The 16,395-nt window shown below is 37.2% G+C and carries 12 protein-coding genes, 2 pseudogenes and 1 riboswitch; of the genes and pseudogenes, 3 read left to right on the forward strand and 11 right to left on the reverse strand.

Annotated elements, in window-relative coordinates:
* Positions 1-7: 7 nt before the first annotated feature.
* The 5 genes and pseudogenes from dapB to lysA form a co-directional block, all read right to left on the reverse strand.
* Positions 8-787, reverse strand: a complete 780-nt coding sequence (dapB, locus tag J6L97_RS06495) for a 4-hydroxy-tetrahydrodipicolinate reductase (protein ID WP_005718904.1) — start codon at positions 785-787, stop codon at positions 8-10.
* A gap of 6 nt (positions 788-793) precedes the next feature.
* Positions 794-1,720, reverse strand: coding sequence for a 4-hydroxy-tetrahydrodipicolinate synthase (gene dapA, locus J6L97_RS06500; protein ID WP_005718903.1), 927 nt, complete (start codon positions 1,718-1,720; stop codon positions 794-796).
* Between the two features lies 1 nt (position 1,721).
* Entirely contained in the window at positions 1,722-2,876 is a 1,155-nt protein-coding gene (locus J6L97_RS06505; RefSeq protein WP_057726682.1) for an N-acetyldiaminopimelate deacetylase, read from the reverse strand.
* A 1-nt stretch (position 2,877) separates the two neighbouring features.
* Positions 2,878-3,568 (reverse strand): annotated as a pseudogene (gene dapD, locus J6L97_RS06510) (2,3,4,5-tetrahydropyridine-2,6-dicarboxylate N-acetyltransferase).
* A gap of 14 nt (positions 3,569-3,582) precedes the next feature.
* Positions 3,583-4,893, reverse strand: a complete 1,311-nt coding sequence (gene lysA, locus J6L97_RS06515; RefSeq protein WP_057726681.1) for a diaminopimelate decarboxylase — start codon at positions 4,891-4,893, stop codon at positions 3,583-3,585.
* A gap of 87 nt (positions 4,894-4,980) precedes the next feature.
* Positions 4,981-5,154, reverse strand: a riboswitch (Lysine riboswitch).
* A gap of 197 nt (positions 5,155-5,351) precedes the next feature.
* Between lysA and J6L97_RS06520 the strand changes: the two genes are divergently transcribed.
* Positions 5,352-6,707, forward strand: a complete 1,356-nt coding sequence (locus tag J6L97_RS06520) for an aspartate kinase (protein ID WP_057726680.1) — start codon at positions 5,352-5,354, stop codon at positions 6,705-6,707.
* An 8-nt stretch (positions 6,708-6,715) separates the two neighbouring features.
* Positions 6,716-7,720, forward strand: coding sequence for a diaminopimelate epimerase (gene dapF, locus J6L97_RS06525; RefSeq protein ID WP_005718898.1), 1,005 nt, complete (start codon positions 6,716-6,718; stop codon positions 7,718-7,720).
* Between the two features lie 88 nt (positions 7,721-7,808).
* Here dapF and yjeM read toward each other — a convergent pair.
* The 4 genes and pseudogenes from yjeM to tig all read right to left on the reverse strand — a co-directional run.
* Positions 7,809-8,898, reverse strand: a pseudogene (yjeM, locus tag J6L97_RS06530) (glutamate/gamma-aminobutyrate family transporter YjeM); the annotation flags it as partial.
* 163 nt (positions 8,899-9,061) lie between these two features.
* Positions 9,062-9,652: a ribosome biogenesis GTP-binding protein YihA/YsxC gene (gene yihA / locus J6L97_RS06535; protein WP_013086179.1), complete on the reverse strand. Its 591-nt coding sequence runs from the start codon at positions 9,650-9,652 to the stop codon at positions 9,062-9,064.
* Positions 9,642-10,907, reverse strand: coding sequence for an ATP-dependent Clp protease ATP-binding subunit ClpX (gene clpX / locus J6L97_RS06540; protein ID WP_057726679.1), 1,266 nt, complete (start codon positions 10,905-10,907; stop codon positions 9,642-9,644). Before clpX ends, yihA begins: the two co-directional genes overlap by 11 nt.
* Before the next feature lie 128 nt (positions 10,908-11,035).
* Positions 11,036-12,367 (reverse strand): trigger factor, encoded by a 1,332-nt coding sequence (gene tig / locus J6L97_RS06545; protein ID WP_054832768.1) that lies wholly within the window; start codon positions 12,365-12,367, stop codon positions 11,036-11,038.
* Between the two features lie 344 nt (positions 12,368-12,711).
* On the opposite strand from tig, the gene J6L97_RS06550 reads away from it, so the two are divergent.
* Positions 12,712-13,941 (forward strand): IS110 family RNA-guided transposase, encoded by a 1,230-nt coding sequence (locus J6L97_RS06550; protein ID WP_080592494.1) that lies wholly within the window; start codon positions 12,712-12,714, stop codon positions 13,939-13,941.
* Between the two features lie 240 nt (positions 13,942-14,181).
* On the opposite strand, the gene tuf is transcribed toward J6L97_RS06550, so the two are convergent.
* Positions 14,182-15,372, reverse strand: coding sequence for an elongation factor Tu (gene tuf, locus J6L97_RS06555; RefSeq protein WP_013086177.1), 1,191 nt, complete (start codon positions 15,370-15,372; stop codon positions 14,182-14,184).
* Positions 15,373-15,561: 189 nt separating this feature from the next.
* Positions 15,562-16,395: a tetratricopeptide repeat protein gene (locus J6L97_RS06560; protein WP_057726395.1), complete on the reverse strand. Its 834-nt coding sequence runs from the start codon at positions 16,393-16,395 to the stop codon at positions 15,562-15,564.

Below are 16,395 nucleotides of genomic sequence, written 5' to 3' on the forward strand. Positions count from 1 at the left end.
TTTCCTCTTATAAAATATTCTCTAAGCCAATAACTAGTTCAGTTAATTGATCTACTTTTTCTAAAGCAACTTTAACCCCACTCATAAAGGAATCACGATCAAATGAATCCTGTCTAATGGTTAAAGCTTCGCCAGGTCCACCAAATAAAACTTGCTCATGTGCAATATAGCCAGGTAAGCGTACTGAATGGATTTTAATTCCTTGATAATCTCCACCGCGAACATTGGCTAAAGTCTCAGTTTCATCAGGCGCAGTTTGATGTTCAGGACGATTTTGCGCGATCATTTTTGCAGTAGCTAAAGCAGTGCCTGAAGGTGCATCTTTTTTATCTGCATGATGCATTTCAATAATTTCAACATCAGGGAAATACTTAGCAGCTTCTTCAGCAAACTTCATTAATAAAACTGCCGACATTCCAAAATTAGGTGCGATTAAGCCACCTAATTTTTCCTTTTTGGCTAGTTCAATCAAAGTTGCTTCTTGATCATCACTCAAGCCAGTAGTTCCCACAATAGGTTTAATTTGATGCGTTAAAGCAAAATAAACATTGTCATAGACAGCTGCGGGAGTAGTAAAATCAATCCAAATATCTGCAGCATGGTCAGGAATTTGACTTAATTGGTTAAAAATTTGGGCTGTTTTAGGTAAATGATATCTTTCAGGCTCATTTACTGCCTTTGGAGCAAATCCAGCCACCAATTCAAAATTGGGCAGCTGATTAACTAAACTAACAGCCTTTTGCCCCATTGCGCCAGTAAACCCAGCTATTAGTACTTTTTTAGGCATCTCGTCTTACCAATCCTTTCCTAAATTAAGTGGCAACTTTTGCATCAATGCATTAGCATTTAAACCTAAATGCTGGGCCAACTTTTCTTTTTCCTCATCACCTAAAGCGACTAATGGCAAACGACATCCCCCTACTATAAATCCTTGAGCATTCAAGGCTGCCTTAACAGGAGCTGGTGAAGGATACATAAACAAAGCCTGCATTTTCGGCGTTAACCAGCGTTGAATCGTGCCCGCTTCAGGATAATTTCCTTCATAAAGATCATCAAACATTCGCCGCATTTGTTTGCAATATAAATGGCTAGCTACGGAAATAACGCCATTGGCTCCTAGTAATCTTGCAGGTAACGCTTGCGTATCTTCACCACTAAATACCAAAAAATTAGGATCTTTATGATCAATAATGTATTCCATTTCTTCTAAAGATGCACATTGTTTGATTCCCTTAATATTTTTAAGGCGTGATAATTGGACTACCGTTTCTTTTTCCATTTTTACGCCAGTTCTACCGGGAATGTTATAAATCATAATTGGCATTTTAGTCTGAGCATTAACAGCACTAAAATGTGCAATCATGCTACGCTGATCAGGCTTATTGTACGGTGGCACTACTACTAAGGCATAATCAATTCCTTTAATCTGTGCTACCTCATTGGTGAAGGCGATAGTGGTTGCAGTGTCGTTACTGCCCGTTCCTGCAATAACCGGAACACGTCCATTAACAATTTGACCAAAATGCTGGTACAAGTCTATCTTTTCATCATGAGTCAGAGTTGGCGTTTCTCCGGTCGTACCACCAACTACAAAGCCATTGCAACCTTGGTCAATTAAATAATTAACCAGCTTTTCTAAACTGGCAAAATCTATTTTTTGATTCTCATCAAATGGCGTAACAATCGCCGTTAACAAATCTGCATCAATTAATGTTGCCATTTTATTGCCTCATTCTATTAATCAAAAATCCTTTGATTGCATCAACGCCGCGCTGAATGCTTTTCTCATCAGGATTAAGTGTAGCCGTATGCAATTGTGAATCAGGATCACCAACACCTAGCCAAAACATTGTCCCAGGGAATTTAGCCAGCAAAAAGCCAAAATCTTCACCCGTCATTTTTGGTTCAGTAGTAATAAAGTTAACCGTCGGCTGGCTTTTCATATATGAAATAAAGTTCTTGGTTAATTGTGGGTTATTTTCTACTGGCCAATATCCACCTTGATTCAAATCTAACTTCACTTCTACACCAAAGCTTTTCTCAATACCAAGACAGATTTCTTTGAGACGTTGATCGATTGTCAAAATCATATTTTGAGTTAAGCCACGAATCGTGCCCTCAATTCTAGCTTGACCAGCAATTACATTTCTAATCGTACCAGCTTCGATTTTGCCTAGAGTAATAACACCACTTTGAATTGGATCTATGCTTCGTGAAATAATAGTTTGAACCTGCATGATCAAACTTGCTGCTGCAACTACCGTATCATTTGCATCTTGCGGAAAAGCTGCGTGTCCACTTTTACCTAAAATATCAATATTGACTTCAGTTGTACCAGCAAAAAGTGTACCCATCCGACACCCAATGCTACCAGCAGGCAAAACGGGGTTATCATGCAAGCCATAGAACTCGTCAGGTTTAAATTGATCATGAAAAATTCTTTTTTCATAAGCTTGCATCCCACCACTTTGGCTTTCCTCGGCTGGCTGAAAGAAAAAAAGCAAATTATCTTGTGGCTGATTTTCACTAAAATAGCTTAACAAACCTAATGCCACGGTCATATGAATATCATGTCCGCATGCATGCATTACTCCCTCATGTTTTGATGAAAATGCCAGTCCAGTTTTTTCAGTAACTGGTAAAGCATCGATATCAGCACGATATCCTATCGTTCTGTGCGGTTTTCTTCCTTTAACTAATACTAGAATTGCGGTAGGCAGTGTCGACGGCATCTCAACTTCCAAATAATCTTGCTTAAATTTTTGAATTACCTCGATTAAATAATCATGTGTTTCTTTTTCTGCTAGTGCTAATTCAGGTATTTGATGTAAATGCCTTCTAATTTGAATTAACTCACTTTCACTTAAAACTGACATTTTATAACTTTCTCAGATTATCTTCTAGTTCCGTCTTACTACTAGTTTTTTCATCAACTTTTTTAATAATTTTAGCAGGAACGCCCGCTACCATTGTATGTGCTGGCACATCATGAGTAACTACTGCTCCGGCTGCAATAACGGCTCCTTCACCTACATGAACACCCTCAATTACAACTGCATTAGCTCCAATCATGACATTATCATCAATTTGAACCGGTTTAGCTGAAGCAGGCTCAATTACACCAGCCAATACGCTACCAGCTCCAATATGACAATGTTGTCCAACAATGGCACGGCCACCGAGAACTACGCCCATATCAATCATCGTATTAGCCCCGATTTCTGCTCCAATATTAATAATGGCACCCATCATAAATTACCACTTGATCACGAATAATAGCTCCTGGTTCAATTCGAGCATTAACTTTTTTGAAGTCCAATAAAGGAACTGCTGAATTTCGTGCATCATTTTCAATATGGTAGGCCGTAATTTGATGATTTTCTTTTAAAAATGGTTCAATATCTTTCCAGTCACCAAAGATCACGCCAGAATGAGCTTCAGTAAAATTCTCAATTTTCTTTGGAAAATCAATTTGTGCTAAATCTCCTTTAATAAAGACTTTTACCGGTGTCTTTTTTGGTGCATTACCGATGTAATCAATAATACTTTTTGCATCTAACTTTGCCATCTTTTTTCTCTTTTCTAATTTAAATATGATTGATCTAAATGAACCAAGTCTTCTAAACTTTCACGCTTAATGACTAATTTTGCTTTACCATTTTCTGCAAATACCACTGCTGGTCGAGGATTACGATTATAATTTGAAGCCATTGAATACCCATATGCACCTGTATCCAACATCGCTAACAAGTCTCCAGCTTTGACTTGTGGCAAAGCTTGATCTTCTGCTAATATATCGCCACTCTCGCAATACTTACCAGCAATACGAACATGTTCAGTCAAAGGCGCTTGTGGATCGGTGGCTAAAACTGTTTCATACTTAGCCTGATAAAGTGCAGGGCGAATATTATCTCCCATCCCGCCATCGACAGTAATATAAGAACGATAACCTGGAATATCCTTACGGCTACCCACCGTATAAAGGTTGTAACCGGCTGGACCAACAATTGATCTTCCCGGTTCAATATCGATTTCAGGTAAAGGATAATTCATTTTTTCAGCTTCAGTTTTGATCACCTTAACAATCGTCTTAACAAATTCTTCTGGTCGTAATGGATGATCTTCTTGGGTATATTTAATCCCAAAACCGCCACCAACATTAATAACTTGTGCAAGATAGCCATACTTTTCTCGCCAATCTTGCGCTACTACCATTAATTTTTGTGCTGCCATTTCAAAGCCGTTTAAGGCAAAAATCTGTGAGCCAATGTGAGCATGAATCCCCAACATTTTCATCCTAGGATTAGCTAGAACTTGTTTTAATGCCTTTTCTGCTTGACCTGATTCAAGATCAAAGCCAAATTTACTATCAATCTGACCTGTTTGATCATATTCATGGGTATGTGCTGAAATCCCTGGTGCAATACGCAACATGACACTAATCGTAGCATCGTACTTTTTTAAAACTTGCGCCAATAACTGAATCTCATGAAAATTATCAATAATAATTTTGCCAACATGATTTTTTACAGCCATTTCCAATTCAGTTAATGATTTATTATTACCATGAAAGCTAACTCTCTCCATTGGAAAATTGGCTTTTATTGCAGTAAATAACTCACCTGCTGAAACTACGTCAGTGTATGCTCCCTCTTCTGCAATAACTTGATACATTGCGATTGCTGCGAAAGCTTTACTTGCATAACTAACAGCATAGGCCATGTTTTCTTCTTCAAAAACTTTCTTAAAAGCCCGAATTTGTCGACGAATTTGATCGACATCATAAACTACTAATGGCGTACCATACTTTTGAGCTAATTCTACTGTATCAACTCCACCAATCGTTAAATGGCCTTGCTCATTAATCTGATCTACTGCAATTTGTGAATTCATTTTGTTCTCCTGTCTTTTTCAGGCGAAACGCTAATAAAAAATCCATTGTCTGCGCCAAACAAACAATGGATTAATTTCTACTTAATCTATGGTCGATAGCGCTCCGCGAATTTTGTTCGCGACAGTCCGCAGTTTATTCAACTACGCCCCAGCTCAAGCCTTTAGCATGACTCAGCTTCGGCAACCTCCCCTTTTACAATTCATCTTCGTTTTGCCCAACTCAGAATTGTTACTTATGTCGGCTGCGCCTCTTCGATTGACTGTAGTTTACAATTTTATAAAAATATAGTCAACAAATTTATTATAAAAATTTAATTTTATTTGTAACAATGCGGCATTTAGAGTGATAAATTACAGTCATCACTTGCAAGATTAAAAAAGAATGTTAGAATTCAATTAAATTTAGTCTGACTTTTTTATTTAAATTAATGATTTCTGAAAACAAAAGGAGTTTTGAAATGAAAATCGTAAAGTTTGGTGGCTCTTCTTTAGCTACCGGTGAAAGTGTTGCACAAGCAATTCAAATTATTCTCAGCGATCCTCAACGACAAGTAATGGTTGTCTCTGCCCCAGGCAAAAGGAATACAACAGATATCAAAGTTACTGATCTGTTAATCAAGTACGCAGATTTAGCCTTAAAGCACAAGAATTGTGTTGAAATCGTGAATAAAATTTTTAGTCGCTATCAAGAAATTGGTCATTATTTTGGCTTAGCAGATACGGAATTAAGTATTATTAAACAAATTTTATTAGAGTTGCCCAATCAGGGTTATCCTAACGAAAAATATCTTTTAGCTGCATTTAAGGCACATGGTGAACGGCTTAATGCTCGTTTAATTACTTTAATTTTACGCCATCAAGGAATTAATAGTCGTTTTCTTGATCCGGCTGAAGCCGGTTTAATCGTGACTGGCGAGCCCAATGATGCCATTGTCAATCCAGAGAGCTACTTAAATCTTGACCAAATTAAAATTAAGGCTGATGAACGTATCGTATTTCCTGGCTTTTTTGGCATGACTCCGTCTGGTAATATCGCCACTTTTTCCCGTGGCGGGTCAGACATTACCGGGGCTATTCTAGCTCGCGGCTTTCATGCTGATCTCTATGAAAATTTTACAGATGTCAATGGGATTTTTGCCGCTAATCCTCATATTATTGAGCATCCCCAATCCATCAAGAAAATGACTTATCGCGAAATGCGAGAGTTGTCATATGCTGGCTTTTCTGTTTTTCACGATGAAGCATTGATTCCTGCTATTCAAGGACAGATTCCTATCAATGTGAAAAATACTCATGATCCTAGCAATCCTGGCACTATGATTGTCCCAGAAAAGGATTTTGTCCCAGATAATGCAATAGCCGGCGTAACCAGCCAAAAACATTTTTCCGCATTATATTTGCATAAATATTTGCTCAATAAAGAAGCTGGTTTCACCTTACGTATATTACAAATTTTATACCAACATAATATTCCATATGAGCATATGCCATCTGGGATTGACGATATTACCATTATTTTTAACAATGATTTTCTAAACGATCAGTTAATTGATCAAATTTGTAATGAAATTCAAGCTACAATTAATCCAGATCAACTCGAATGGATTGAAGATTATGCAATTATTATGGTTGTCGGCGAAGGAATGCGACAAAAACATACCATCAGCCGTCAAATTATCGATTCTTTAGGCGATCATGATATTTCACCACAAATGATCAATCAGGGAGCTTCTCAAATTTCAATCATGATCGGTACTAAAAAAGAAAAGGCTGATGAAGCAGTAAAAATTATTTATCAAAAGTTTTTTAATTAGGGGGCATTATGATTAATTTATTCAAAGTTCACGGTTCGCAAAATCATTTCTTTATTCTTGATCAAACACAATTCGAACACGAATTAAGTGACGCCGAGCTAAAAAATTTTACGCAAAAGATTACCAATCCACAAACTGGACTGCTTCACGGAGCAGATGGCGTTTTAGTAGTTAATCATCCCGTGCATTCTAACTCACTTGGCCAGATGCGTGTAATCAATGCTGATGGAAGTGAAGCATCAATGTGTGGCAACGGCCTACGCACCGTTGCTCGTTACCTAAGTGAAAAAACGGGAAAAGATAATTTCCTAGTTGACACAATGAATGCCAGCTTACGTGTTAGAAGAGAAAAAGATTTTGCTTCTAACGTGCCAGCATTTGCAGTTGAGATCTCTCCTGTACGCTTTAATAAAGAGGCACTCCCTTTTGATAATTTAGGACAAGAACGGATTATTGATGCTTGGTTGCCAGAAATTTATCCTGGATTACGTTTTACTTCAATTGCCGTACCTAACCCACATTTGATTTCTTTTGTTAATCAAGCAGAAATTACCGGCCCGATCTTAGGCATTGTTGGTAAAAAATTAAATAGCAATAATCCCTACTTTACAGATGGCGTCAATGTTAATTTCGCGCAAATTTTAGATAAAAATAAACTTTTTGTCCGCACTTACGAACGGGGCGTTGGTTTTACCAATGCCTGTGGTACTGGAATGTCCGCGACTTCTCTTGCTCTTACTTTAACCCACCCCGAAATAGGCAACTTAAATACACCAATATCAGTTTATAATCCTGGCGGTATGGTTAAAACTATCGTGCATTATGAAAAAAATAGTTATTGGATCGAGCTTATTGGTAACGCTACTTTTACTCATCGAATTAAGCTTTCTGAAGCTGACTTAAGGAAAGGTGATTTTTCCAATGTCCAGATCCAAAAGACTGCTGAACAAAGTGCTTATGAAAAATTTATTGCTAATCTGCCAAAGTTCAATGACATTACAACTTTAGCGTAAAAAAATGGCTTGCAACACGCAAGCCATTTTTACTTTTTAATTATTAATCTAAGTCTTTCAAGCCATGCTTTTTCTTGGAAACGCGATAAAAAATATAAGGTGCAGTAGCGGCTACGTTACCCATATCCGTCAGAATTTGATAAAAGCTAGTCGCTGCCTTAGGCCATAAACGTGGATCAGATCCCATGATGAAGGATTTAAAGCAAAACAAAGAAAGCACCTGCCATTCCCATCAAACCAGATAAAGCAATTGCTCTAGTAAAGAATTTACCAATCAATAAACTCGTGTTAGGATCCAAATGAAGTGCGGTTCCAAAGGCTTTGCCAAGTGTGCCATATACGGTATACGTAATATTTCCAGTATTGGCATTGGCTGCTAAAATATCTTTTTGATAATTAACTGAAAAGCCGGTCATAAAAATCATCAAAACATAAGAAATAATAGTGAACAATGACCCAATAATTAAGCATTTAGGGAAATCTTTTTCTGGGTGTTTCATACTGTCAATCACATCACCGATGGTTTCCATCCCACCATATGCAAAGACTGCATAAACTACGAAAGAAATAATCGTAATTGGCGTTTGAAAACTTTTATTAGGCGAAATAATAAAACTTTGCCACCCAGTAATCGGCTGAGCCAATTGCCCATGATTCATAATCAAGACCGTTAAACTAGCTAGAATAAAGACTGCATTCATTACAATCATAAACCAACCACCGATTGATGACATAATTTTAATTCCAGTTATCCCTCTGGAAGACAGGTACGTTGATACAATCATGAATAAAATTGCTAGTACACCTATCAATTGAGTACCATGCAAGCCCAAAATATTCCATTCTTGAGTTGTATCTTTGCCAAAAATAAGGGCAGAGATTGAAATCCAAAGCCTTGAGGCGCTTGCAACCAGCCACAGCACCCAGTTAGCCAGCCATACAAAAGTCCCAATAAAGGCCTATTTTTGTCCAATTGAGCCAGCTAACCATGAATAAATACCACCTTGAGCATCATGAAAAGCAGACCCATATTATGCCATCATTAAGCCAGCTGGGAAAAAGAAATAGACGCAAGCCAAAATAAACCAAATGATCCCAGCATATGTCATTTGCTCATAAGAAACAGAAACATTGCCAAAACCATAAACCGTTGTGATAATCATCAACACAAGGCTCATAGTCGTCAATGATTTTTTAGTTTGTGAATTTTCATCATCCAAGATAAAGCCTCTACTTTCTATTTACACTTTCCATTTTAGCATCGTTTATCTTGAATAAATTTATTCTAATTTTAGGCTCATAAGAAAAAACTACTAGTTATTCACTAGTAGTCCTTCATTTTTATTCATTAATTCTTTTTTCAATCCAATTACTTAATTCAGTTACATGTAATTTAGTGACCGAACTAAAAGTCAAAACGGTGACATGATCATAGTTGAGATTCAACTTTTTCTTTAAACCTGACATCACCTTATTAGTTTGACTCTTTTTTATTTTATCCATCTTGGTACAAACTACCAAAATTGGGATATTTAGATATTGAGCATAATCATACATAGCAATATCATCTTTGGTTGGTTCATGACGACTATCTACTAAAATAATTAGTCCCTTTAGGTTGGGTCTAGTTTCTAAATAATCTTGAATCATTTCGCCAAATTCTTGCCGCTTCTTCTGTGAAACTTTGGCATAGCCATAACCTGGTACATCAACCAAATAAAATTTTTCATTGACTTTGTAGAAATTCAAAGTTTGTGTCTTTCCAGGCTGTGACGAGGTCCTAGCTAAGTTTTTACGCTTTAATAGGGTATTTATCAAGCTGGACTTTCCCACGTTTGAGCGGCCTGCTAATGCGATCTCAGGCAAGTTATCTTTAGGATATTGATCTTCTCTAACAGCACTAACTGCATAACTACTGCTTTTAATGATCATTGACACTTACCTGTTCTTTATTATCAGCATTTTTGCGGATTACCTTTGGCTTAGCGTGCTTAGTAATTACGTCCTTAGTTACTTCAACGGTCTCAATATCCTCTTCACTAGGAGTTTCATACATAATATCCATAATTGAATTTTCGATAATTGTTCTAAGTCCACGTGCACCCATATTTCTTTGGATTGCTAAGTCAGCAATTGCCTTCAGAGCACCATCAGTAAACTTCAAATTAACATCGTCAAGTGATAATAATTTCTTATACTGCTTAACTAAAGCATTCTTTGGTTCAGTTAGCACTCTGACCAAATCCTTACTACTCAATTTATCAAGCGTAGTAATAATTGGAATTCTACCAATGAATTCAGGAATCATTCCAAATTTAACTAAGTCAGCTGTAGTCAAATGGTGTGTCCAATCATCTGCATTAATTTTATCTGCCTCATTTTCAGCACCAAAGCCAATGGTCTTTTTACCTAAACGATTTTTAACGATTTGTTCAATTCCGTCGAATGCCCCACCAACAATAAATAGAATGTTAGTCGTGTCCATCTTAATCATTTCTTGTTGAGGGTGTTTACGCCCACCTTGAGGTGGAACAGAGGCAATTGTACCTTCCAAGATCTTTAATAATGATTGCTGTACACCTTCACCTGAAACATCACGCGTAATTGAGACATTCTCAGATTTTTTAGAAATTTTATCAATTTCATCAATATAAATAATGCCACGCTGTGCACGTTCCAAATCATAATCAGCATTTTGTAGTAACTTAAGCAAAATATTTTCAACGTCTTCACCAACATACCCTGCTTCAGTCAAGGTAGTTGCATCGGCAATTGCAAATGGGACATTTAAAATACGAGCCAAAGTCTGAGCAAGATATGTCTTACCTGATCCAGTTGGTCCGATCATTGCAATATTTGATTTTTGTAATTCAGTTGAAGAATCAACATCCATTTGGCTAATTCTCTTATAGTGATTATATACAGCAACTGATAAGACTTTTTTAGCACGGTCTTGACCAATAACATATTGATCAAGTTCCTTTTTTATTTCAACAGGCTTAGGTAATTCACGAGCTGCTTTAAGTGAATCTGCTCGTAATTCATCGTCAATAATTTTTTTAGCCAAGTCAACACATTCATTACAAATATATACACCGTTACCGGCAATCATTTTCTTAACTTGGTCTTGAGTTTTGCCACAAAAAGCGCATTTAATCTCTTCTTGATCTGTAAACTGATTTGCCATTATTTTTCCTCCTATATCTACCAAAAATCAGATTATCATAAATTAACTAATATTGATAAATATTAAGCTCGAACAGCAAAAAAAGCGGCCTATAGCCGCTCTTTTTGAGAAATTAGCAAATATTACTATTACTTGCTTTCCTTCTTGTCATCGTCTTCTTTGTTTTCAAGCTTTGACTTAGCAACTTGCTTAGCATTATCAGTAATAAGATCCATAGCCTTACGTACAGTAATGTCGTGGCCTAACATGTCATCTGATAAGGTGTTACGTACCATCTTTTCATCCATGTTGTATTCTGAAGCAAGATCCTTGATTTCTTTATCAATTTCTTCCTTAGTTGCCTTAAGGTCTTCAGCAGCAACAATAGCTTCAAGAACTAAGTTAGTTTTAACTCTTTCAGCTGCATTCTTTTCAAATTGTGAACGCAATTGTTGTTCGTTGGTATTAGTCAACTTGTAGTAAGTTTGTGGGTCAATACCTTGACGTTGCATATTACCCAAGTATTGGTTCAATTGAGTATCAACATCTTCTTGAATCATAGCATCAGGAATTTCATCGATAGTAGCGTTGCTTACAGCACCTTCAATCGCAGCTTCTTGAATAGCGTCGTTTGCTTGTTGTTCCTTTTGTTCCTTCAAGTCCTTCTTGATCTTTTCCTTTAAGTCATCAAGGGTGTCTACAGAGTCATCAACGTCCTTAGCAAATTCATCGTCTAACTTAGGAAGTTGCTTTGACTTAACTTCGTGAATCTTAGTTGCAAAGTGTGCTTCTTTACCAGCTAAATCCTTTGCACCGTAATCTTCAGGGAAAGTTACAACTACATCAACATCATCGCCGGCTTCATGGCCTTCAAGTTGATCTTCAAAGCCAGGAATAAATGCACCTGAACCTAATTCAAGTGAGTAGTTTTCAGCTGAGCCGCCTTCGAATGGCTTGTCGTCGATAGTACCCTTGTAATCGATAGTAACAGTATCGCCCTTTTCAGCCTTACCCTTCTTAAGAACAAGTTCTGCATTTTGTTCACGGCGCTTGTCAAGTTCAGCATCAACGTCCTTTTGGTAAACACGAGTGTTTTGCTTAGGAACTTCGATACCCTTGTAGTCACCTAACTTAACTTCTGGTTCTACAGTAACAGTAGCCTTCATAGTCCAATCCTTGTCCTTATCCATTGATACAGGAACAATTTGTGGTTGGCCAACTGCCTTAATACCTGCTTCTTTAACAGCAGCAGAATATGCATTTGGTAATACAATATTTAAGGCATCTTCATATAATGCTTCTTCACCGTAATATTGATCAAAGATCACACGTGATACGTGACCCTTTCTAAAGCCAGGAACACGCAAGTTTTTCTTTACTCTTCTAAAAGCTTGGTCTAAACCTAATTTAATTTCATCTTGTGAAATATCAAAAGTAAGATCACCGGTTGTCTTACCGGTCTTTTCCCATTTAACAGACATTAATTAAATACCTCCAATGTCAAATTTGAGTTTGCTTCTTGCATACTAAGTTATCTTACCTTAAAAGGCCGCAAAAAACAAATTTAAAAGAAACATACTAACCTAGTGTTGGATCATGAATCGACGGATTCACGATCTGGCACTTTTTATTTTGTCTAAAATAGAAAGTGAAGATAAAGCAAATCAAGTCTTCAGCTTTTTAGACACTTGATGTCGTAAAAGAAACGGACTGCTTTACCACCTATTCTTAAGTCTCTTCGAAGTCTGTGGGCACTTAGATGCCGTGTTTAGAAAATTAGAATTAATAGGTTGATAAAGAGGTTTATCTTCACAGCGGAGGTTATATTATGGAATCACAAATTATTTTCGGTATTGATGTTAGCAGTAAATCTTCCACAGTTTGTGTGGTTAATGACCGGATCAAACAAGGCGAATCTTTTAGAATCTCTAATGATTCCTTTGGCTATCAAAAACTTTATGAGCAACTGAACCAATATTTGATAACTCCTTTAGTTGTTTTCGAAGCTACTGGTGTTTATTCTCTAAGCCTGCAAGCTTTCTTAGAGGATTATCATATTAAGTATTTGAAGCTTAATCCGCTTAAAGCGAAAAAGCTAATGGACAATAATTTACGCCATAATAAAACTGATAAGGTAGATGCTTATCGCCTGGCTTTAATTCAATTTAATGCCCCGCAAAAGCTGCGTGATCCACAGCCCAGAGAGTATCATGAACTTCAGAATGCCAGTCGCTATTATGAAGAACTTACTAGGAGTATAGTTACTACTAAAAATCAATTGCACCGCAACCTCCAATCCACTTTCCCACAAATTGAAGAAATACTGTCTCATCCATCTGGCAGAATTTATTGGGCGCTTGTTAGTCTTTTCCCACATGCTGGATATGTTCTAGAAAAGAATGAGACACAGGTAACTCAAATGCTTAATTCTATTTCTGGAATAGGACAACAAAGGGCACGGTACTTAACCACAAGATTATACGCTTTTGCTAGAGAAGCTTATCCTTATGATTCCAAAGATAGTATTATCGTTAGAGCTATTCAAAGGAACATTTCTAATTTGTTTTCACTCCAGCAAGAACGCGACTATGTAATTAACTACATGGAAAAGCTGGCTAAAGCAGTAAACGCTCGTGCTTTATCCATCTATTTGAGTATCCCAGGGGTTGCTAGAATTACAGCAGTGAGATTAGTAGCAGAGCTCGGTGATCTAAGACGGTTTAGCACTTCAGCTCAAATTGATGCGTTTGTTGGCATTGATCCAGGAAGGTACCAATCTGGTGAAAAAGACAGTTCTCTTGGCATTACCAAGCATGGCAATCATATTGCCAGAAAAATACTTTATCGAGTTATTATTCAAATGGAGACGGTAAAGGCTACGCAGCCTTGCCATATAACTGATTATTATGACAAGAAAAAACGATCTTCAAATAGCCAAGGCTATAAGAAAATCGCCATTGCATCAGTCCATAAACTGATACGCACAATGTTTGCTCTTATCAAACATGATCAATTATATGATTACAACATAGCCACCAAAAATAAAAGACTTTAGCTGAAATCAAATAATCAACTTAAGTATAAGCAACCTATGGAAAAACTACAAGTATTCATAGGCTTATTTGTGGTACTTTCGCTTTTTCTTAAATTTAAACTCTTATTTGCTTTAACCTTATTCGCATCATTAAAACAAGTAAATTTATTTTCTTAAATCATTGATAATACTTGACTTTGGGTAGAAAAAAAGATGCGCTCCTGTGAAGAAGTGCATCTTTTTTAACTATATCGTTAGAAATTAGTCAAGGATTTCAGTAACCTGACCGGCACCAACGGTACGACCACCTTCACGGATGGTGAACTTAGTACCCTTTTCGATGGCAGCTGGCTTGATTAACTTAACAGTAAATTCAGTGTTATCACCAGGCATAACCATTTCAGTACCTTCTGGCAATTCAATTTCACCAGTAATATCAGTGGTGTGGAAGTAGAATTGTGGACGGTAGTCTGAGAAGAATGGGGTGTGACGGCCGCCTTCTTCCTTCTTCAAGATATAAACTTGACCCTTGAATTCCTTGTGGGTTTGAATTGAGCCTGGAGCAGCCAATACTTGACCACGAACAACTTGGTCACGGTCAATACCACGAAGCAATACACCAACGTTATCGCCGGCTTCACCTAAGTCAAGAGTCTTGTGGAACATTTCCAAACCAGTAACAACTGACTTAAGAACCTTGTCTACCAAACCAACGATTTCAACTTCGTCACCGACCTTAACAGTACCACGGTCAATACGACCTGAAGCAACAGTACCACGACCAGTGATAGTAAATACGTCTTCAACTGGCATTAAGAATGGCTTGTCAGTTTGACGTTCTGGAGTTGGGATGTATTCGTCAACGACGTCCATCAACTTAAGAATTTGTTCTTGAGCTTCCTTGTCGCCTTGTAAAGCCTTCAAAGCTGAACCACGAACAACTGGAATATCGTCACCAGGGTAATCGTATTCAGTCAACAAGTCACGAACTTCCATTTCAACTAAGTCGATCAATTCTGGGTCGTCAACTAAATCACACTTGTTTAAGAAAACAACGATGTAGTTAACACCAACTTGACGAGCAAGCAAAATGTGTTCACGAGTTTGTGGCATAGGACCATCAGTTGCAGCAACAACTAAGATAGCACCATCCATTTGTGCAGCACCGGTAATCATGTTCTTGATGTAGTCGGCGTGGCCTGGAGCGTCCATGTGAGCGTAGTGACGATTTTCAGTTTCGTATTCTACGTGGGCGGTATTAATAGTAATACCACGTTCCTTTTCTTCTGGTGCAGCATCGATTTGTGAGTAATCTTCAGCCTTAGCCAAACCCTTGTCAGCCAAAACAGTAGTAATAGCCGCAGTTAAAGTGGTCTTACCGTGGTCAACGTGACCGATAGTACCAATGTTTACGTGTGGCTTAGTTCTAACGTAATGTTCTTTTTCTGCCATTAAAATGACCCTCCTGTAAATTTGCAAGAAGTCCGTTGAGATAAGTTAACGGATAATTCTCTGTTGAATATTGTACTACTTTCTTCGGCAAATGCCTAGTAAAAAAGCTTAAGCGAAATTGCCTAACGAAAATATCCTTTGCTAATTATACTAAATAGTTTGAAAATGTAAACCTTTTTTACTTATTTTTTATTGCGGTAAGTATTTATATATTTTTTCTAGTAATTTTTGATGACTACGGCCATCTTTTCTTTGTAAAAATGAAACTAAATCACTAGCAAAACTGTCAGGCTCATCAATATATTGGTTAATTTTAGGGTAAAGACTGCCTAATACCAAATTCACTTCTCCCAGCATTAATGGCAACTGACTTGGACTATTGTGAAATTTGCTTCCAATGCTAGAAATAATTTCACGGTACTTAGGTTCTTTTTCTAGAAGCAGTGTATTCGCCGGAATAAAGCTCTCCATCTGGCCTATTACCCAAATTTCAAACTTTTCTTCAAGTCCCAAGCGAACTAGATCTTCACAAAGTGACAACCTAACAGCAAAATCTGGCGTTGGATCTAATAAGACGCTTCGTGCAAAAGCTTTAAAATTAGGCAGGTTTAACTTATGTAAACTTTCATAATCCAACTGAGTAACCTGTTCTCGTTGTTTAAAGTTTTGCATAATCTGCCGCTGTTTTTCTTCAGAAGCTGGTTTTACCTTTTCTGATAAGTCCACTCCAACAAGATTTTTTAGTTGTAGAGCTTCAATAAAAAAATTATTTTTAGCTAGAATTTGACAGTAACTTTTAAATACTCGCTGATCAGAAAAAAGATCAGGCTCCTCTTTAATTAAAGCATATGCCTGATCTTCTTGTTTATTAGCGGAATAGAGTTTGCAGAGTTTCAAAATAACGTCCAATGAATGCTCTCCACGTAATGCTTCTTCTAGATTTTGAATAGCTGCTTCGAGATCTCCCTTACGCTCATCTTCTTCAGCAAGTTTCAATAAATTTTGTTGGCTTACTGATGTCAT

Source organism: Lactobacillus crispatus (genome assembly GCF_018987235.1).
GTDB lineage: Bacteria > Bacillota > Bacilli > Lactobacillales > Lactobacillaceae > Lactobacillus > Lactobacillus crispatus.

Coding starts and splice junctions, on each gene's coding strand:
- dapA (WP_005718903.1), bottom strand. CDS start 1,720: ATGGCAACATTAATTGATGCAGATTTGTTAACGGCGATTGTTACGCCA.
- J6L97_RS06560 (WP_057726395.1), bottom strand. CDS start 16,395: ATGACATCAGTAAGCCAACAAAATTTATTGAAACTTGCTGAAGAAGAT.
- yihA (WP_013086179.1), bottom strand. CDS start 9,652: ATGATCATTAAAAGCAGTAGTTATGCAGTTAGTGCTGTTAGAGAAGAT.
- tig (WP_054832768.1), bottom strand. CDS start 12,367: ATGTCTGTTAAATGGGAAAAGACCGGTAAGACAACCGGTGATCTTACT.
- dapB (WP_005718904.1), bottom strand. CDS start 787: ATGCCTAAAAAAGTACTAATAGCTGGGTTTACTGGCGCAATGGGGCAA.
- J6L97_RS06520 (WP_057726680.1), top strand. CDS start 5,352: ATGAAAATCGTAAAGTTTGGTGGCTCTTCTTTAGCTACCGGTGAAAGT.
- J6L97_RS06505 (WP_057726682.1), bottom strand. CDS start 2,876: ATGTCAGTTTTAAGTGAAAGTGAGTTAATTCAAATTAGAAGGCATTTA.
- lysA (WP_057726681.1), bottom strand. CDS start 4,893: ATGAATTCACAAATTGCAGTAGATCAGATTAATGAGCAAGGCCATTTA.
- dapF (WP_005718898.1), top strand. CDS start 6,716: ATGATTAATTTATTCAAAGTTCACGGTTCGCAAAATCATTTCTTTATT.
- clpX (WP_057726679.1), bottom strand. CDS start 10,907: ATGGCAAATCAGTTTACAGATCAAGAAGAGATTAAATGCGCTTTTTGT.
- tuf (WP_013086177.1), bottom strand. CDS start 15,372: ATGGCAGAAAAAGAACATTACGTTAGAACTAAGCCACACGTAAACATT.